At 70.7% G+C, this 18,674-nt stretch carries 16 protein-coding genes; 7 read left to right on the top strand and 9 right to left on the bottom strand.

From position 1 onward, the window contains the following. Positions 1-279: 279 nt before the first annotated feature. The 4 genes from HYE82_RS20780 to dusB all read right to left on the bottom strand — a co-directional run bounded on the left by HYE82_RS20780 (position 280) and on the right by dusB (position 6,748). Positions 280-741: a group III truncated hemoglobin gene (locus HYE82_RS20780; RefSeq protein ID WP_179175626.1), complete on the bottom strand. Its 462-nt coding sequence runs from the start codon at positions 739-741 to the stop codon at positions 280-282. Positions 742-1,077: 336 nt separating this feature from the next. Then, positions 1,078-2,130: a helix-turn-helix domain-containing protein gene (locus HYE82_RS20775; protein WP_179175625.1), complete on the bottom strand. Its 1,053-nt coding sequence runs from the start codon at positions 2,128-2,130 to the stop codon at positions 1,078-1,080. Between the two features lie 390 nt (positions 2,131-2,520). Beyond that, the gene (ppdK, locus tag HYE82_RS20770) at positions 2,521-5,229 is read right to left on the bottom strand and encodes a pyruvate, phosphate dikinase (RefSeq protein ID WP_179175624.1); all 2,709 of its coding nucleotides are present in this window, start codon (positions 5,227-5,229) and stop codon (positions 2,521-2,523) included. A 376-nt stretch (positions 5,230-5,605) separates the two neighbouring features. Further along, entirely contained in the window at positions 5,606-6,748 is a 1,143-nt protein-coding gene (gene dusB / locus HYE82_RS20765; RefSeq protein ID WP_179175623.1) for a tRNA dihydrouridine synthase DusB, read from the bottom strand. Between the two features lie 272 nt (positions 6,749-7,020). Here dusB and HYE82_RS20760 point away from each other — a divergent pair, with 272 nt between their 5' ends. From HYE82_RS20760 to HYE82_RS20750, 3 genes are all read left to right on the top strand, one after another. Beyond that, positions 7,021-8,064, top strand: a complete 1,044-nt coding sequence (locus HYE82_RS20760) for an aldo/keto reductase (protein WP_179175622.1) — start codon at positions 7,021-7,023, stop codon at positions 8,062-8,064. Positions 8,065-8,085: 21 nt separating this feature from the next. Further along, complete coding sequence (locus HYE82_RS20755) at positions 8,086-8,679, top strand: TetR/AcrR family transcriptional regulator (protein WP_179175621.1); 594 nt, start codon at positions 8,086-8,088, stop codon at positions 8,677-8,679. A gap of 158 nt (positions 8,680-8,837) precedes the next feature. Next, a complete protein-coding gene (locus tag HYE82_RS20750; protein ID WP_179175620.1) occupies positions 8,838-9,554 on the top strand; it encodes a VC0807 family protein in 717 nt (238 codons plus the stop codon). A gap of 68 nt (positions 9,555-9,622) precedes the next feature. On the opposite strand, the gene HYE82_RS20745 is transcribed toward HYE82_RS20750, so the two are convergent. Then, entirely contained in the window at positions 9,623-11,005 is a 1,383-nt protein-coding gene (locus HYE82_RS20745) for a glycine--tRNA ligase (RefSeq protein ID WP_179175619.1), read from the bottom strand. Positions 11,006-11,158: 153 nt separating this feature from the next. Between HYE82_RS20745 and HYE82_RS20740 the strand changes: the two genes are divergently transcribed. The 4 genes from HYE82_RS20740 to HYE82_RS20725 all read left to right on the top strand — a co-directional run bounded on the left by HYE82_RS20740 (position 11,159) and on the right by HYE82_RS20725 (position 14,469). Beyond that, positions 11,159-12,157 (top strand): metal ABC transporter substrate-binding protein, encoded by a 999-nt coding sequence (locus tag HYE82_RS20740; RefSeq protein WP_179175618.1) that lies wholly within the window; start codon positions 11,159-11,161, stop codon positions 12,155-12,157. 23 nt (positions 12,158-12,180) lie between these two features. Further along, on the top strand, positions 12,181-12,975 hold the full coding sequence (locus HYE82_RS20735) for a metal ABC transporter ATP-binding protein (RefSeq protein ID WP_179175617.1): 795 nt from the start codon (positions 12,181-12,183) through the stop codon (positions 12,973-12,975). Next, entirely contained in the window at positions 12,975-13,859 is an 885-nt protein-coding gene (locus HYE82_RS20730) for a metal ABC transporter permease (protein WP_179175616.1), read from the top strand. The genes HYE82_RS20735 and HYE82_RS20730 overlap by 1 nt, the downstream gene beginning before the upstream one ends. 175 nt (positions 13,860-14,034) lie before the next feature. After that, positions 14,035-14,469 (top strand): Fur family transcriptional regulator, encoded by a 435-nt coding sequence (locus tag HYE82_RS20725; RefSeq protein ID WP_179175615.1) that lies wholly within the window; start codon positions 14,035-14,037, stop codon positions 14,467-14,469. Between the two features lie 161 nt (positions 14,470-14,630). Here the strand turns inward: HYE82_RS20725 and HYE82_RS20720 are convergent, their stop codons facing one another. From HYE82_RS20720 to HYE82_RS20705, 4 genes are all read right to left on the bottom strand, one after another. Next, the gene (locus tag HYE82_RS20720) at positions 14,631-14,831 is read right to left on the bottom strand and encodes a hypothetical protein (RefSeq protein ID WP_179175614.1); all 201 of its coding nucleotides are present in this window, start codon (positions 14,829-14,831) and stop codon (positions 14,631-14,633) included. 366 nt (positions 14,832-15,197) lie between these two features. Next, on the bottom strand, positions 15,198-16,025 hold the full coding sequence (locus HYE82_RS20715; RefSeq protein WP_179175627.1) for an isoprenyl transferase: 828 nt from the start codon (positions 16,023-16,025) through the stop codon (positions 15,198-15,200). Between the two features lie 23 nt (positions 16,026-16,048). Next, positions 16,049-16,795 carry a DNA repair protein RecO gene (recO, locus tag HYE82_RS20710; RefSeq protein WP_179175613.1) on the bottom strand — a complete coding sequence of 249 codons (747 nt, stop codon included), beginning with the start codon at positions 16,793-16,795 and terminating at the stop codon, positions 16,049-16,051. A 79-nt stretch (positions 16,796-16,874) separates the two neighbouring features. After that, positions 16,875-18,380 carry a nucleobase:cation symporter-2 family protein gene (locus HYE82_RS20705; RefSeq protein WP_179175612.1) on the bottom strand — a complete coding sequence of 502 codons (1,506 nt, stop codon included), beginning with the start codon at positions 18,378-18,380 and terminating at the stop codon, positions 16,875-16,877. Between the last annotated feature and the right edge of the window lie 294 nt (positions 18,381-18,674).

The raw sequence follows: 18,674 nt of genomic DNA, 5'->3' as shown, positions 1-18,674 counted from the left end.
GGACGCGGGGACGGAAGAAGGGGCGGCCGGACCGGCCGCGTGCGCGCGGGAGCGCAGGGGACCACGACGCATGGGGCACTCCACGGCGGCAGGTGCGGGCGGGCTTCGGTGTCGCGTGGCTACCCCGCCCGTGGCGCGCTCCCTCCCGGTGGACCCCGGCGTACGGGAGCACACCGCAGAGCCCGGGGGTCATCGCGATCCCCGGGCTCTCCCGGCGTGCTCCGGTCCCCGCAGGGGCGGAGACGGTGGTGTGGGGCCGCCCGCCTGGGGCGCCCGATTTCAGGCGGCCGAGCGGAGCCGCAGCGCGGCGAGCGGGACGTAGCCCGTGCCGCCCTCGCGGGACAGCGGGGCGTCCGCCCCGGCCAGCCGCCGGTGCATGGCCAGCGCGATCCGCTCGCCCATCGCCTTCGCCCGCTCCGCGACGGGCCCTCGGTGCAGTCCGTCCACGGCGGCGCGCCAGAGCTGCACCCAGCGGCCGAAGTCCTCGGCGGTCATGGCCCGCGCCGCGTTCAGGGCGGCGTGCGGGGCGAAGGGGTCGCGGTCGTAGGAGGCGCTGCGGAACAGGGCCCGCTCCCAGAAGTCGGTTATCCGGGGCAGGTGGACGTCGAGGTCCGTGCCGGCGATCTCCGTGAAGAACGGGCCGATCAGCCCGTCGGCGAAGGCAGCCGTGTAGAAGCGCCGCAGCACGACCTCGAGGTCGGCGCGGCCGCGGATGTCGTGGTCGGCGGCGGAAGCGTCCATGGCCCCAGCATCCTCGCCGATGCGGGGGCCGAACAGGGCTCAAGGTCCCTGATTCGTCCGGGATACGTCACGTCGCGCGCCGGGCCCGGTCACGCACAGCGCACGCACGCGGGTGCCGTGGCGGCCTGCGGGCACCCGCCGGGAGGGAGGCCCGAGTGGCCGAAAATCGCCGCTGCAGGACGGAGCTCGCGCCGGATTCCGAACACGGAAGACCGGATATCGGTGCACACGGCGCCCCGGGCGGGCTCCGCACACACCTCCGGGCGGAAACCCGCACCGGGCCGCCGCCTCCGCACCAGGGCCGGCACGGCCCGGATGCGGAGGCGGCGGCGGGCGCTACGAGGCCACCGCGCCGCCCTTGAGGAGCGCGGCGCCGAGCGGCGTCACCGTGTGCAGGACGGCGTTCCCCCGGCGCAGGGTGGTCACGAGCCCGGCCTCGCGCATCACACAGGCGTGCTGGCTCGCGGAGGCCAGCGAGACGCCGGCTCGGCGGGCGAGCTCGCTGGTGGTGGCCCCGTCGCCGATGGCCCGCAGCACCACCGAGCGGGTGTGCCCGACGAGCTTGCCCAGGGTGCGCTGGCGCTGCTCCTCCAGAGGGCGAATCGATTCGCTTCCGGTGGGCGCCGATGCCAACTGCGCCGCGGCCGGGTAGACCAGCACCGGGGGCAGCTCCGGGTCGTGCAGGGTCACGGCGGTGCGCCGGCAGAAGAACGACGGCTGGAGCAGCAGCCCCCGCCCGCGCAGCCACACGTCGCGGTCCACGGGGTAGTCGCACTCCAGGACCGGCGCCCGCCAGCGCAGCATGGGCGGCAGCGAGGCCAGCAGCTCGTCCGCGCCGCCGTCCAGCAGGGCCCGGCCGCGCGCGGCCCGCTCGGCCTCGATCTGGGCCTGGATGTGGTTCCAGTACGGGGCCACGGCCGCCCGGTGGTAGCCGCGCAGCTCGGCCAGCAGCCTCGGAAGCTGCTTGGTGCTGTCGTCCATGAATTCCCGCAGCCGCCGCGGCACGCCCGAGTCGGTGCCCGTGCCCGCGCCCGGGGGCATGCCGAAGGCCGCACCCACCCGAGCGCCCGACCCGAGCAGGGCCAGCTCGCGCCGGATCCGCTCCGGGTGCAGCCCGCGCAGCGCGTCGAGGCCCACGTCCCACCCGTACTGCCCCTCCACGGGGGTCAGGAAATCGGGGAAATAGCCACGACTCGGTATGAGCGCGCCGAGCAAGCGTGCTTCAGCATTCAACCTGCTGCGCGTTTCCGTGCGCCATTCACCGAAGAGCCGCGCATCACGCCGGTCTCTTAAGCGGTGAAAACTCAGAATCGTTTCCCACAACGCATCGGGACGCCCTGCCATCCGCACGCGTGCCAGGTCCACTCCAGTGAAATGGATACGCAGCACCGAACCCCCACCTGTGCAACCGCAATCCCCCCGCCCCATGAGTATGCACGCCGTCACACGACGTCACCACGCCCTTTCGGCCACAGTTGAAACCCCTTTCGGCGGGGGCGTGACAACCGAAATGCTGTACTCCGCCAGACACACTCCAGTGCGACCGAAACGCTCCGTGAAGGCCGTGGGGGGCTTTGCGGGGCCTGGCGGTCGGTCGCACCGGGATGCGCCGACGTGCCTGGCGGATTGGCAGCAGGCGGTGGACGGGTGGGGATCCGTCCACCGCCTGCTGGCGTAAGGATTTGTTGAACAACAAAGAATTGCCCGCCTGCCCTCGGGGGTCAGGGAACCCGGGGGCAGGCGGACTCTCAGGGGCCCTCAGCGGGCCTCAGGCCGGCTTCAGCGGCTGTCGCTGCCCGTCGCCTCCGCGGCGGCGCGACCGGCCTCCAGGCGCGCCACCGGAATCCGGAACGGCGAGCAGGAGACGTAGTCGAGGCCGACCTCGTGGAAGAAGTGGACCGACTCGGGGTCACCGCCGTGTTCGCCGCAGACGCCGAGCTTGAGATCGGGGCGGGTGGCCCGCCCGGCCTGGGCCGCGCTGCGGACGAGTGCGCCGACGCCGTCCTTGTCGATCGTCTCGAACGGCGAGACACCGAAGATGCCCTTCTCCAGGTACGCGGTGAAGAAGCTGGCCTCGACGTCGTCGCGGGAGAAGCCCCACACGGTCTGGGTCAGGTCGTTCGTGCCGAAGGAGAAGAACTGTGCGGCCTCGGCGATCTGCGCGGCGGTCAGGGCGGCGCGCGGCAGCTCGATCATCGTGCCGATGGTGAGCCTGAGGTCGGTGCCGGTGGCGGCCTCGACCTCGGCGATGATCGCGTCGGCCTCCTCGCGGACGATCTCCAGCTCCTGCACGGTGCCGACGAGCGGGATCATGATCTCGGCGCGCGGGTCGCCCTTGGCTTCCTTGCGCACGGCCGCGGCCTCGGCGATGGCCCGGACCTGCATGGCGAACAGGCCGGGGATGACCAGGCCGAGACGGACACCGCGCAGGCCGAGCATCGGGTTCTGCTCGTGCAGCTTGTGCACGGCCTGGAGCAGGCGCAGGTCGTTCTCGTTGTGGTCCTTGCGGGCCTCGGCGAGGGCGACGCGCACCGACAGCTCGGTGATGTCGGGCAGGAACTCGTGCAGCGGCGGGTCGAGCAGGCGGACGGTGACGGGCAGGCCGTCCATCGCCTCGAACAGCTCGATGAAGTCCTTCTTCTGCAGCGGGAGGAGCTCGGCGAGGGCGGCCTCGCGCTCGCTCTCGGTGTCCGCGAGGATCAGGCGCTCGACCATCTCGCGGCGCTCGCCGAGGAACATGTGCTCGGTCCGGCACAGGCCGATGCCCTGGGCGCCGAACCGGCGGGCACGCAGCGCGTCCTCGGCGTTGTCGGCATTGGCGCGCACCCGCAGGCGGCGGACGCGGTCCGCGTAGGCCATGATCCGGTGGACGGCCTGGACCAGCTCGTCGGCGTCGTCCGCGCCGGCGTGCATACGGCCTTCGAAGTACTCGACGACCGGGGACGGCACGACGGGCACCTCGCCGAGGTACACCTTGCCGGTGGAGCCGTCGATGGAGACGACGTCGCCCTCTTCGATGACCTGGTCGCCGACCGTCATGCGGCGGCGCTTGGTGTCGACGTCGAGCTCCTCGGCGCCGCAGACGCAGGTCTTGCCCATGCCGCGGGCGACGACGGCGGCGTGCGAGGTCTTGCCTCCGCGCGAAGTCAGGATGCCCTCGGAGGCGATCATGCCGTCGAGGTCGTCGGGGTTGGTCTCGCGGCGGATGAGGATGACCTTCTCGCCGGAGCGGGACCACTTGACGGCCGTGTACGAGTCGAAGACGGCCTTGCCGACCGCTGCGCCCGGGGAGGCGGCGATGCCGCGGCCGAGCAGCTCGCTCTTGGCGTCCTCGTCGAAGCGCGGGAACATCAGCTGAGCGAGCTGGTGGCCGGTGACCCGCTGGAGGGCCTCGGCCTCGTCGATCAGGCCCTGGTCGACGAGCTGGGTGGCAATGCGGAAGGCGGCGCCGGCGGTGCGCTTGCCGACACGGGTCTGGAGCATCCACAGCTGGCCGCGCTCGATCGTGAACTCGATGTCGCAGAGGTCCTTGTAGTGGGTCTCCAGCGTCTCCATGATCTGCATCAGCTGGTCGTAGGACTTCTTGTCCAGCTGCTCCAGGTCGGCGAGGGGCACGGTGTTGCGGATGCCGGCGACGACGTCCTCGCCCTGCGCGTTCTGCAGGTAGTCGCCGTAGACGCCTTGGTGGCCGCTGGCGGGGTCGCGGGTGAAGGCGACGCCGGTGCCGGAGTCCGGGCCGAGGTTGCCGAAGACCATCGAGCAGACGTTGACCGCGGTGCCCAGGTCGCCGGGGATGCGCTCCTGGCGGCGGTAGAGCTTGGCGCGGTCGGTGTTCCAGGAGTTGAAGACCGCCTCGACGGCGAGGTCGAGCTGCTCGCGGGCGTCCTGCGGGAACTCGCGGCCGGCTTCCTTCGCCACGATCTTCTTGAAGGCCTTGACCAGCTTCTTCAGGTCGGCGGCGTCGAGGTCGGTGTCGACGGTGACCTTCTTGGCCGCCTTGGCCGCGTCGAGGGCGTCCTCGAAGAGCTCGCCCTCGACGCCGAGGACGGTCTTGCCGAACATCTGGATGAGGCGGCGGTACGAGTCCCAGGCGAAGCGCTCGTTGTCGGCCTGGGCGGCGAGGCCGGCGACGGAGGCGTCGGAGAGGCCGATGTTGAGGACGGTGTCCATCATGCCGGGCATCGAGAACTTGGCGCCGGAGCGGACGGAGACCAGCAGCGGGTCGTCCGACTGGCCGAGCTTCTTGCCCATCTTCGCTTCGAGGGCGGCGAGGTGGGCGCTGACCTCGTCGCGCAGCTCGGCCGGGGCCTCACCGCTCTCGAGGTAGACCTTGCAGGCCTCCGTGGTGATGGTGAAGCCGGGAGGGACCGGCAGACCCAGGTTGGTCATCTCGGCGAGGTTGGCTCCCTTGCCGCCGAGAAGGTCCTTGAGGTCGCGGTTTCCCTCGGTGAAGTCGTAGACGAACTTCTGGTTCTTGTTTTCCGACACGGGTCTCGACTCCTCGAGGACTCGGTGGCTGCCCTGACGGCGAGGAACATACCCAGATCGAAGGCTTCTGGGTACGTCCACTTGGCCGACATGCGGCCGTAACCACACGTGCGCCCCCGGATCGAAAGTAACTCACAGGTAGCCCGAACCAGCGAAGAGCGTTCACCTCCCGAAGGATGAGACCCTCCATGAGGCTTGATTGCGCTCGGATGAGCGATCATCGATACATTTGCGTTCAAGAGTTGAACGCACAAAGGGTGGCACCCAGTGCCACCCTTTGGAAGTCTTAGCCGCGTTTTTCGCGCTCATGTGAGCGCAACCCCACCCATGCGTGGCGTATGTCACGCTGGCGACGGCATAGTTTGTCAGCTGATTCTCAGCCTCCGGACGTGTCCAGTTCGGCGTCCTCGGCCACGCCGGCGCAGTCGTAAGGATCCTTCAGCCAGCCATCCGGGAGGACAACCCGGTTGTTTCCGGACGTCCGGCCGCGGGGGCCGTCCGCACCTTCGGGCCAGGGCTGGTCCAGGTCGAGCTCGCTCAGATGAGCGTCGAGCTCCGCCAGGGAGGAGGTGACCGCGAGCTTCTTGCGCATCTCGGAACCGACCGAGAAGCCCTTCAGGTACCAGGCCACGTGCTTACGGAAGTCGATCACCCCGCGCGTCTCGTCGCCGATCCACTCGCCCAGCAGTTCCGCGTGCCGGTGCATGGTCTCCGCGACCTCGCGCAGCGCGGGCCGGCGGAAGTCCTCCGGGCGCCCCTCGAAGGCCGCCACGAGGTCGTTGAACAGCCACGGGCGCCCCAGGCAGCCGCGGCCCACCACCACACCGTCACAGCCCGTCTCGCGGACCATGCGCAGCGCGTCCTCGGCGCACCAGATGTCGCCGTTGCCGAGCACGGGGATCTCCGGGACGTGCTCCTTGAGCCGGGCGATGGCCTCCCAGTCCGCGGTGCCGCCGTAGTGCTGGGCGGTGGTGCGGCCGTGCAGGGCGATGGCGGTGACGCCCTCCTCGACCGCGATCCGGCCGGCGTCCAGGTAGGTCAGGTGGTCGTCGTCGATGCCCTTGCGCATCTTCATGGTCACCGGCAGGTCGCCGGCGCCCGCGACGGCCTCGCGGAGGATGGCGCGCAGCAGGTTCCGCTTGTAGGGGAGGGCGGAGCCGCCGCCCTTGCGGGTCACCTTGGGGACCGGGCAGCCGAAGTTGAGGTCGATGTGGTCGGCGCGGTCCTCCTCGACGATCATGCGGACCGCCTTGCCGACCGTCGCGGGGTCGACCCCGTACAGCTGGATCGAGCGGGGCTTCTCGGTCTCGTCGAAGTGGATCAGCTGCATGGTCTTCTCGTTGCGCTCGACCAGCGCCCGGGTCGTGATCATCTCGCTCACGAACAGCCCCTTGCCGCCGCTGAACTCGCGGCAGAGGGTGCGGAACGGGGCGTTTGTGATGCCGGCCATCGGCGCGAGCACCACCGGGGGCTGCACGGTGTGCGGGCCGATCGCGAGGGGCGGGGGGAGCGTGGTCATGCCCCCCATTGTCGCCCAGCGGGCAGCCGGCACACATCTCTTTAGTTAGGCGCACTATCGGAAGCCGGCAGGAGCCGAGCCGGCCGCCGCAGGATGCCGGTGCCGGCGATCTGCCGCACGAGCCTGTTCGTGGTCAGCCTCGACAGCACCGCCCCGAACGTCGCGCCGCCTCGTCTGCCCCTGGTGCACCCGGTCTCAGTCCACCCACCCCATGACGGCAATGACGAGTGACAGATATTGAAATCTGTCATCCGTCATGCCATCCTCGTTCCATGGACACCAACCGGAACACCATCCCGACCCCTGCCCACCACCGCCTTCGCACCCTCGGCGCGACCGGACCCGAGGTCTTCCCCCTCGGCCTCGGCTGCATGGGCATGTCCGCGCTCTACGGCGAGGCCGACCGCAGCGAGTCGATCGCCACCGTCCACGCGGCGCTGGACGCCGGCGTGACGCTGCTCGACACCGGCGACTTCTACGGCATGGGCCACAACGAGCTGCTCATCAACGAGGCCTTGCGCACCGCGCCGGCCGCCGCCCGCGAGCAGGCGCTGATCAGCGTGAAGTTCGGCGCGCTGCGCACGGTCGAGGGCGGTTTCACCGGCTACGACGGCCGCCCGGACGCCGTGAAGAACTTCCTGGCCTACTCGCTCCAGCGGCTGGGCCGGGACCACATCGACATCTACCGGATCGCCCGCGTGGACCCGGACGTGCCGATCGAGGAGACGGTCGGTGCGATCGCCGAGGCCGTCGAGGCGGGGCACGTGCGACACATCGGCCTGTCCGAGGTGGGAGCGGACACCCTGCGCCGGGCCGCGGCCGTGGCGCCCATCGCGGACCTGCAGATCGAGTACTCGCTGGTCTCCCGCGGCATCGAGCAGGAGATCCTGCCGGCCGCCCGTGAGCTCGGCATCGGCGTCACCGCCTACGGGGTCCTCTCCCGCGGCCTGATCAGCGGCCACTTCACGCGCGACCGGGAGCTGGCCCCCGGCGACTTCCGCGGCATGAGCCCCCGGTTCCAGGGCGAGAACCTCCAGCGCAACCTCGACCTGGTGGAGGCGCTGCGCAAGGTCGCCGAGGGCAGGGGCATCAGCGTGGCCCAGGCCGCGATCGCCTGGGTGCTCTCCCGCGGCGAGGACATAGTCCCGCTCGTCGGCGCCCGCCGCCGGGACCGCCTCAGCGAGGCACTCGGTGCCATGGACGTGGAGCTGGCGCCGGCCGACCTCACAGCCATCGAAGGCGCGGTCCCGGCGGGTGCCGCGGCGGGCGAGCGCTATCCGGAGGCCCAGATGGCCCACCTCGACAGCGAGCACTGAGGCGGCTGTACGGTCGTATCCATGTCACCCGCTGCCGCCGCGCCCCTGACCCCCGAGCGCATCCTCGAAACCACCGAGGAGGTGCTGCGCCGCTACGGCCCCACCAAAGCCACGGTGGTGGACGTGGCACGCGCCTTGGGCGTCAGCCACGGCAGTGTCTACCGGCACTTCCCGTCGAAGGCGGCGCTGCGCGAGGCCGTGACCGAACGCTGGCTCGCGAAGAGCGTCGACCGCCTGGAGGGGATCGCCTCCGCTCCCGGCAAGAGCGCCCCCTCCAAGTTGGAGGCCTGGCTGGAGGCCCTGTTCGACGCCAAGCGCCACAAGGCGGGGGACGACCCGGAGCTGTTCGCGACGTACACGGTGCTGCTCGCCGAGAACAGCGGGGTGGTCGACCACCACCTGAGCCAGCTGATCGGGCAGCTGGGCCGCATCATCGCCGACGGGGTCGAGGCGGGCACGCTCGCCGCCGCGGATGTCCCGGCTGCCGCGCGCGCGGTGTTCGACGCCACCGGGCGGTTCCACGACCCGCAGTACGCGGCCGAGTGGAACTCGCCCACGATCACCGAGGAGTTCGAGGCGGTCACCGCCCTCGTCGTCCGGGGTCTGCGGGCCTGACGCGACCCCTCCCCGCCTCGGGCGCCTCGGCTCAGTTCGACCAGAACCGGCCGCTCCGGTCGATTTGATGATCATTTTGGGCGCACCATACTTGTTCGCGCCCGGTCAAGTTTTACGGTTCCCCCACCGCACTCACCAGCAAGTTCCAAGGGGAAACGATGCCCGCTCACACCTCTCAGGCAGTCCGACCCGGGCCTCCGGCCCGGTCCGGGGGCGCAACCGCACTGGGCTGGATCGTGACGATCGGCCTCAACGTGGTGGCGCCGATCATCACGTACAACCAGCTGCGCGCCCACGGCTGGAGCGAGTTCGGCGCACTGCTGGTCAGCGGCGCCTGGCCCGTCCTCGACAGCGCAATCAGCGTGGCCTGGCGCCGCAAGCTCGACGAGTTCGCCATCGTCACCCTGGTGTTCATGGCGATCACGGCCCTCGTCTCGCTGGTCGGGGCGCACTCGGCCCGCGCGCTGCTGGTCAAGGACTCCTGCGTGACCGGGCTTTTCGGCCTGCTCTGCCTGGCCACGCTGCTCGCGCCGCGGCCGCTGATGTTCTACTTCGGCCGCAAGTTCGCCACCGACGGGACGCCGGAGAGCACCGCCTGGTGGAACGGCCTGTGGCAGTTCGAGGGCTTCCGCCGCACCATGACCGTGATGACGACGGTGTGGGGCGTGGCCTACCTCCTGGAGGCGGGCGTGCGCGTCGTCCTGGCCTACGTGCTGAGCACCGACACCATGGTCACCCTCAGCCCGGTGATGGTCTACGGGGTGCTCGGCGCGCTGGCGCTGTGGACCGCGTACTACGGCAAGCGCTCGAAGGCCGAGGGCGAGCGCCGTGCCGCGGCAGCCGAGGCGGAGGCCGACCGAGCGGCCGCGGCCTGATCCCGCACCACACGCCGGTGGCCCGGTGCGCAGCACGCGCACCGGGCCACCGGCCGTTCCAGCGGGACCTAGCAGCCGAGCAGGCGGCTGCCGAGGTAGGCCTGGATCTGGTCCAGGGAGACGCGCTCCTGCTTCATGGTGTCGCGCTCGCGCACGGTCACCGCGTTGTCGTCCAGGGTGTCGAAGTCGACGGTGACGCAGAACGGCGTACCGATCTCGTCCTGGCGGCGGTAGCGGCGGCCGATGGCGCCCGCGTCGTCGAACTCGATGTTCCAGTGCTTGCGCAGGTCGGCGGCGAGGCCCTTGGCCTTCGGCGACAGCTGCTGGTTGCGGGACAGCGGCAGGACGGCGACCTTGATGGGGGCCAGGCGCGGGTCGAGGCGCATCACGGTGCGCTTCTCCATGACGCCCTTGGCGTTCGGGGCCTCGTCCTCGTTGTACGCGTCGAGCATGAAGGCGAGCATGGCGCGGTTGACGCCGGCCGCCGGCTCGATGACGTACGGGGTGTAGCGCTCACCGGCCTCCTGGTCGAAGAAGGTGAGGTCCTGACCGGAGGCCGCGGAGTGGGCCTTGAGGTCGTAGTCGGTGCGGTTGGCGACGCCCTCCAGCTCGGAGAACTCGCTGCCGCCGAAGTTGAAGCGGTACTCGATGTCGGCGGTGCGCTTCGAGTAGTGCGACAGCTTCTCCTTCGGGTGCTCGTACCAGCGGATGTTCTCCTCACGGATGCCCAGGTCGCGGTACCAGTTCCACCGCTCCTGCATCCAGTACTCCTGCCACTGCTCGTCCTCGCCCGGCTTGACGAAGAACTCCATCTCCATCTGCTCGAACTCGCGGGTGCGGAAGATGAAGTTGCCGGGGGTGATCTCGTTGCGGAAGGACTTGCCCATCTGCGCGATGCCGAACGGCGGCTTCTTGCGCGAGGAGGTCTGCACGACGGCGAAGTTGGTGAAAATGCCCTGGGCGGTCTCGGGGCGCAGGTACGCCTTGGAGCCGGTGTCCTGGGTCGGGCCGAGGTGGGTCTCCAGCATGCCGGAGAACTGCTTCGGCTCGGTGAACTGGCCCTTCACACCGCAGTTGGGGCAGTTGATGTCGGCCAGGCCGTTCTCGGGGAGGCGGCCGTGCTTGGCCTCGTACGCCTCTTCCAGGTGGTCGGCGCGGTGACGCTTGTGGCAGGAGGTGCACTCGGTCAGCGGGTCCGAGAAGGTGGCGACGTGGCCCGAGGCCACCCACACCTCGGGGGCCAGGATCACGGAGGAGTCGATGCCGACGACGTCCTCACGGCCGGTGACCATCGCCTTCCACCACTGGCGCTTGATGTTCTCCTTGAGCTCAACACCAAGCGGACCGTAGTCCCAGGCAGCCCTGGAGCCACCGTAGATCTCACTGCACGGGTAAACGAAGCCACGGCGCTTGCTCAGGCTGACGATGGTTTCGATCTTGTCGGCGGCCACGGTGCTCTCTTCATGACGAGGACGAACGCGAATGCCTCAGAGTAGCGGCGCCCGCACCCTCCCTTTCAAATCGGTATCCCCTTTCACGGTCCGCCCGACCTCCACCACCTGGGTTTTTGACAACGGTTTCCATCTTTGATGAAAATGGATGTCATGAACGTACGACGACGCCTCATACCCACCGCCGCCCTTGCCGGAGCCGTCACCCTCGCCGCCACGGCCCTCACCGCCTGCTCCGGGGCGGCCGCCTCGGGCGGCGGCAAGGACGGCAAGCTCGCCGTGACGGCGTCGTTCTACCCGATGCAGTTCCTCGCCGAGCAGATCGGCAAGGAGCACGTGGCCGTCACCTCCCTGACCGAGCCGGGCGTCGAACCGCACGATCTGGAGATCACCCCGAAGCAGACCGGCCGGCTCGCCGAGTCCGCCGTGGTCGTCTACCTCAAGGGCCTCCAGCCCGCCGTCGACAAGGCCGTCGCCCAGTCCGGCGTGAAGAACGTCGTCGACGCCGCCTCCCTCACCGAGCTGGAGGCCCACGACTCCGCCGGCCACGACCACGGCCACCAGGGCGAGGGCGAGGGCGTGCCGGGCCACTCCGGCGAGCACGACCAGGCCGACGACAAGAGCGAGGCCGGCGGCGACCCGCACATCTGGCTCGACCCGGCGAAGTACGCCGAGGTCGCCAAGGGCGTCGGCGCGGCCCTGGAGAAGGCCGACCCCGTCCACGCGGCGGACTACCGGAAGAACACCGACGAGCTGGTCGGCAAACTCACCGCGCTCGACACGGAGTTCAACGACGGCCTGAAGAACACCGCGTCCCGGACCTTCATCACCGCCCACGCCGCCTTCGGCTACCTCGCCGAGCGCTACGGCCTGGACCAGGAGGGCATCTCCGGCGTCGACCCCGAGTCCGAGCCGAGCCCCGCCCGGATGAAGGAACTCCAGGAGCTCGCGAAGAAGGAGAATGTCTCCACCGTGTTCTTCGAGACCCTGGCCAGCGACAAGACGGCCAAGAGCCTCGCCGCCGACACGGGCCTGAAGACCGATGTCCTCGACCCCGTCGAGGGCATCACCGACACGTCCCAGGGCTCCGACTACTTCGAGGTCATGCGCTCCAACCTGAAGAACCTCCAGAAGGCTCTCGGAACCAAGTGATGGCAGTTACGGAGGCGCGAACCATGGATCCCACGCCGGCAGCCGCGGAAGCGGACACCCCCGTCATATCCCTGCGCGGCGCCACCGCCTCGCTGGGCTCACGCCCCGTCCTGCGCGGCGTCGACCTCACCGTGCGCCGCGGCGAGGTCGTCGCCCTGCTCGGCGCCAACGGCTCCGGCAAGTCCACCGCCGTGCGCGCCGTCGTCGGCCAGGTCCCGCTGCTCTCCGGCGAACTCTCCCTGTTCGGCACCGAGTTCCGGCGCTTCCGCGACTGGTCCCGGGTCGGCTACGTACCGCAGCGCACGACCGCGGCCAGCGGGGTCCCGGCCACCGTCCGCGAGGTGGTCTCCTCCGGTCGGCTGGCCCGCCGCCGGTTCGGCCTCCCCCGCGCTGCCGACCGGGCCGCCGTGGACCGCGCCCTCGACCTGGTCGACATGCTCCCGTACGCGTCCGCCTCGGTGGGCGCCCTCTCCGGCGGCCAGCACCAGCGGGTGCTGATAGCCCGCGCGCTCGCCGTGGAGCCCGAACTCCTGATCATGGACGAGCCGATGGCCGGCGTGGACCTGGACAACCAGGAGGTCCTGGCCGGTGCCCTGCGGCAGCAGGTCGCCGCCGGCTCCACGGTCCTCCTCGTGCTGCACGAGCTCGGCCCTCTGGAGCCGCTGATCGACCGGGCCGTCGTCCTCCGCGACGGATGCGTCGTCCACGACGGAGCCCCGCCGGAGGCCGTGGGACAGCACGCCCTGCCCGGCCACGACCACGTACACCCCCACGCGGCGCACGACGCCGAGCCGCTCCGGACGGGACTGCTGAGCTGATGGAACTCTTCGACCTCGCCTTCATGCAGCGGGCCCTGATCGCGGCCGCCCTGGTCGGCATCACCGCGCCCGCCATCGGCACCTACCTGGTCCAGCGGCGGCAGGCCGTCATGGGCGACGGCCTCGGCCACGTGGCGATGACCGGTGTCGCCCTCGGGTTCTTCTTCCAGGCCAGCCCGGTGTGGATGGCGACCCTGGTCGCCGTCCTCGGCGCGGTCGGCATGGAGCTGATCCGCTCCCGCGGCAAGACCAGCGGCGACGTCGCGCTCGCCATGCTCTTCTACGGCGGCCTGGCCGGCGGCGTCCTGATCATCAACATGGCGCCGGGCGGCTCCACCACCAACCTGATCAGCGCCATGTTCGGCTCGATCACCACCGTCTCGACCGCGGACGTCACCGCCATGGTGGCCCTCGCCGCGTTCGTCGTCGCCGTCACGATCGGCCTGCGCAGGCAGCTTTTCGCCGTCTGCCAGGACGAGGAGTTCGCACGTGTCACCGGACTGCCGGTGCGGGCGCTGAACCTGCTGATCGCCGTCACCGCGGCGGTCACCGTCACCGTCGCCATGCGGATCGTCGGACTGCTGCTGGTCAGCGCCATGATGGTGATCCCGGTCGCCGCGGCGCAGCGGATGACCCGGGGCTTCGCCGCCACGCTGGGCCTGGCGATCGCGATCGGCGTGTCCGTGTCGCTCACCGGCACCGCCGCGACGTACTACATCGACGCGCCCTCCGGCGCCACGATCGTGCTGCTCGCCATCGCCGTGTTCGTCGCCATGACGGCCCTGTCCGCCCCGCTGGCCCGCCGCCGGGCCCGGGCGGCGGCCGCGGCCCGGGACGGGCACGTCTGCCCGCAGGACGGCGCCCGCGACGACGTGAGGATCTGAGCAGCCGCGGCAGAGCCGAGGGCGGTGCGGCAGCACCGAAGGGGCGCGGGGAACCGCGCGATGAGACACGACCGGGCCGGGGACGATCGCCGGACCGTCGCGGCACCTCCCGCGGAGCGCTGAGGGCACCGGCGCGCCTGGCACAATGGGCCCAGGCCGATACGAGGAGGAACCGGTGACGACTGCTCCTGGCGAGACGAATACCGCGCCAGTACGAGGACGGTCCACCCGGCAGCGGGCAGCCGTCGCTGCGGCACTGGACGAGGTGGACGAGTTCCGCAGCGCCCAGGAGCTGCACGACATGCTGAAGCACCGCGGCGACTCCGTCGGCCTGACCACGGTCTACCGCACGCTCCAGTCCCTCGCCGACGCCGGAGAGGTCGACGTGCTGCGGACCAGCGACGGCGAGTCCGTCTACCGGCGCTGCTCCACCGGCGACCACCACCACCACCTGGTCTGCCGCGGCTGCGGCAAGGCCGTCGAGGTCGAGGGCCCGGCCGTGGAGAAGTGGGCGGAGTCGATCGCGGCCGAGCACGGCTTCGTGAACGTCGCCCACACGGTGGAGATCTTCGGCACCTGCGCCGACTGCGCGGCCGCTGCCGCCTCCTGAGCGCCCGGTCCGGCTTCCGGGGCCCGCCACGGCCGGAGACGGCGCAGGCGGGCGTCCGGGAGCGCCCGCAGCCGGTCCACGTCCCAGGACTCCCGGACGCCGCGCTCGGGGATCAGCCGCCCGGCCGCCCCCACACCCTGCATGTGCATGGCAGCGGAGCCCTACAGGCGCGGCAGATTCCCGGCGATCGTCTGCCGTACGAGGTCCAGCTCGGCCGGGGTGGGCGTGCCGCGCTCGGGCAGCCAGGCCAGGTCGCCGTTCTCCCGGTACCGGAAGACGAACAGGCTGCGGGTCTCGGTCCAGCCGACGAGCTGATCCCACGTGGTGAGCGCCGAGGTCCCGTCCGGCCGGTGGTTGCGCACATCCCGGTGGCGGCGACCGTGCAACGGTACTCGTCGTGCTCCGACGCCCAGGCGTACATGTGGCGCGCGAGGCGCCGGAATGCAGTTGCCCAGTACGCGAACGCGAGCAGGAGCCCGATCCCCGCCAGGTCCACGGGATCCGCCGAGGGCCCGGCCAGGAGCAGGCCGAGCAGCGGCGGAACCGGCGTTCCCACCATCAGGCACAACGGCAGCTCCCGGCGGCCCCAGGGCGTTTTCAGAAGGCGGACGCGCAATGCCTCGCGTGCGTCGCGGCGGGCCGCCCCGTAGTACACCTCGACGGGCAGCCCGGCCCCCGCCACCGCCCCGGCTTCCGTGTTCACGACACGGAAGCCCAGGCGTGTCCGGTCACCCCGCGGAGGTGGGGGTCTCCACCTGGTTCGGGACGGCGCCGCCGAAGCGGCGGTCGCGCTGGGCGTACTCCAGGCAGGCCTGCCACAGGTGGAGGCGGTCGAAGTCCGGCCACAGGACGTCCTGGAAGACCATCTCGGCGTACGCGCTCTGCCATATCAGGTAGTTGGAGGTGCGCTGCTCGCCGCTGGGGCGCAGGAACAGGTCCACGTCCGGCATGTCCGGGTAGTACAGGTACTTCGCGAGGGTCTTCTCGTTGACCTTCGACGGGTCCAGCCGACCGGCCTTCACGTCCTCGGCGAGGGCCTGGGCGGCGTCGGCGATCTCGGCGCGGCCGCCGTAGTTCATGCAGAAGTACAAGGTCAGCTTGTCGTTGCCCTTGGTCTGCTCCTGCGCGATCTGGAGCTCCTTGGCCACCGACTTCCACAGCTTCGGCATCCGGCCCACCCAGCGAACCCGGATACCGAGCTCGTCGAGCTGGTCGCGGGTCTTGCGGATGAAGTCGCGGTTGAAGTTCATCAGGAAGCGCACCTCGTCGGGCGAACGCTTCCAGTTCTCGGTGGAGAAGGCGTAGAGGGAGATGTTGCGGACGCCCATCTCGATCGCGCCCTGGAGGACGTCCAGGACCCGCTCGGCGCCCACCTTGTGGCCTTCGGTGCGCGGCAGGCCGCGCTCCTTGGCCCAGCGGCCGTTGCCGTCCATCACGATGGCGACGTGCTCCGGGACCAGTTCGCCCGGGATCTTCGGCGGCCGGGCACCGGTGGGGTGCGGCTCGGGAAGCGTGTACTCGCGGCGGGAGCGTCCCAGGAATCCGCGTACTGCCATGGCGCTGTGGTCTCCGATCTCGGTCACTTCTCTACGTAACGCAAGGAGCGCAGCCCGCGCTCCAGATGCCAGTGCAGATAGGCGGAGACGAGTCCGCTCCCCTCGCGCACGTACCGCGGCTCCGCCGCGTCGGCGGCCGCCCAGTCCCCTGTCAGCAGGGCGCTGAGCAGCCCGATGGCCTCAGCTGATGGTACGACGCTGCCGGCCACCCGGCAGTCCCCGCAGACGACCCCGCCCGCGGAGACGGAGAAGTGCCGGTTGGGGCCGTGGATACCGCACTTCGCGCAGTCGTCGAAGCTGGGCGCGTAGCCGTTGACCGCGAGCGAGCGCAGCAGGAAGGCGTCCAGGATCAGGTTCGCGGCGTGCTCGCCGCGGGAGAGGGTGCGCAGGGCCCCGATGAGCAGCAGGTACTGCTGGACGGCAGGCTCGCCCTCGTTCTCGGTGAACCGCTCGGCGGTCTCCAGCATCACGGTGCCGGCGGTGTAGCGGGCGTAGTCGGTGACGATGCCGTTGCCGTACGGGGCGATGATCTCGGTCTGGGTGCACAGCGGCAGGCTGCGGCCGACGAGCTCGCTGCCGCGGGCGAAGAACTGCACGTCGGCGTGGGAGAAAGGTTCCAGCCCCGCGCCGAACTTCGACTTCGTGCGCCGCACGCCGCGGGCGACGGCCCGCACCCGTCCGTGGCCTCGGGTCAGCAGCGTGATGATGCGGTCCGCCTCCCCGAGCTTCTGGGTGCGCAGCACGATGCCGTCGTCGCGGTACAGGCTCATGCGCCCATTGTCGCCTGTGCGGGGGCGGCGACCCCCGCCCGGGCACCCGGCCCGGGCGGAGGCCGCCGCCCCGGGAGGGTCAGGAGGCGGGTGCGGGCGCACCCTCGGGGTCCGGCTCGCCCTCGGCTTCGGCCTCCGGCCCGGCGGGAGCGGTCGGGGCGGCAGCCGCGGCAGCCGGGGCGGCCGCCTGGGCGGGGAGCCCCGCCGGGAGGGCGGCGGTGTGCGCGTCGTCCCCGGCCAGGCCGTTGAAGACCAGGTTGAGCACGATCGCGGCCGTGGCGCCGAGCGTCACGCCGCTGTTGAGCAGTGAGGAGAGGTCCGGGTCCATGTGCTCCTTGAAGAGCACCGGGACGGTCGCCGGGAGCAGGGCGAAGGCCAGGGAGACGCCCACGACCAGCGCGTTCTTCTCCTCCTTGAGGTCGGCCTTGGCGAGGGTCTGGATGCCGGCCAGGGCGACCATGGCGAACATGACGGTCGCGGCTCCGCCGAGGACGCCGTGCGGGACGGAGGCGACGATCGCGGCGGCCTTCGGCAGCAGACCGAGGATGATCATGAACACGCCGGCCGCGACGACCACGAAGCGGCTCTTGACCCTGGTCATCCGCACGAGGCCGACGTTCTCGGCGAAGGCCACGTACGGGAAGGAGTTGAGCGCGCCGCCGAGGGCGGTGGCCGCGCCGTCGGCCCGCAGGGCGCGGGCCACGGTCTCGCTGTCGACCTCCTTTCCGACGATGTCGCCGACGGCGTACGTGTCACCGGTCGTCTCGACCATGGTGATCAGCATGACGATGAGCATCAGGACGATCGGGAACCACTCGAACTTCGGCGCCCCGAAGTGGAAGGGGGTGGTGACGCCGATCCAGTCCGCGTCGGAGACGCTGCCGAACTCCGCGTCCCCCAGGAGGAAGGCGACGGCCGTTCCTCCGACCAGGCCGAGCAGGATGGCGATCGAGGACAGGAACGGCCTGCCCAGCTTCATCAGCACCAGGATGAAGAGCATCGTGCCGCCGGCGTAGGCGAAGTGCTTCGGGTCACCGAAGTCGGGGCTGCCGAGGCCGCCCGCGGCGTCGTTGAGTCCGACCGGCAGCAGGACGATGCCGAGGACCGTGATCACCGTGCCGGTGACGACCGGCGGGAACAGCCGCATCACCGCCCGGAAGGCCTTGGCGGGCAGCCAGGCGAAGGCGAAGGTGGCGATGCCGGCCGTGATGACGGCGCCGTAGATCACCAGGAGGGCCGCGGTGCCGCCGCCGGCGCCGAGGCCGATGGCGATCATCGGGGAGACCGCCGTGAAGGTGACGCCCTGGATCAGCGGGAGGCGGGCGCCTATCCGGCCGATGCCCCACGCCTGGACGATGGAGGCGATACCGCAGGTGAACAGGTCCGCGTTGATCAGGTAGACCAGGTCTTCGGGGCTCAGCTTCAGGGCGCCGCCCACGATGATCGGGACGATCACCGCACCGGCGTAGAAGGCGAGCACGTGCTGGAAGCCGTACAGGGCGAGTTTGGGGACGGGGAGCACCTCGTCGACCGGGTGGGTGCTCTGCTCTCCGTCGGCGGAGAGCCGGGCGGCGACACGTGCCATCGGCCTTGCCCTTCAAGGAGTGGTGAACGAGAGGAAGCTGGTTGTCCCCGCGCGGAGTCGTCGTTGTCCCGTTGGTCCGCCGGGGTCGGCAGTGCTTCACGTGAATCGAAGCCCCGCTGTGTTACCGGCGGCGTCTCGGCGTGTGTCCGGAATTGAACGCCCGTGTGAGGGCCCGCAGATATCGTCGACTTCCACAAATTGTTGATCGCCTGCGGCGCCTGATCTGTGGGTTTCGCCAGTGGCGTACGCCTCCGCAACCGGATATGGCCCACCACGCGGCCCACGGCCCCCCGC

The sequence above is a fragment of the Streptomyces sp. BR123 genome (genome assembly GCF_013401435.1).
In the GTDB taxonomy this organism is placed as follows: Bacteria; Actinomycetota; Actinomycetes; order Streptomycetales; family Streptomycetaceae; genus Streptomyces.
The sequence above is the reverse complement of the archived record's forward strand: the minus strand, read 5'-3'. Positions and strand labels throughout refer to the sequence as shown.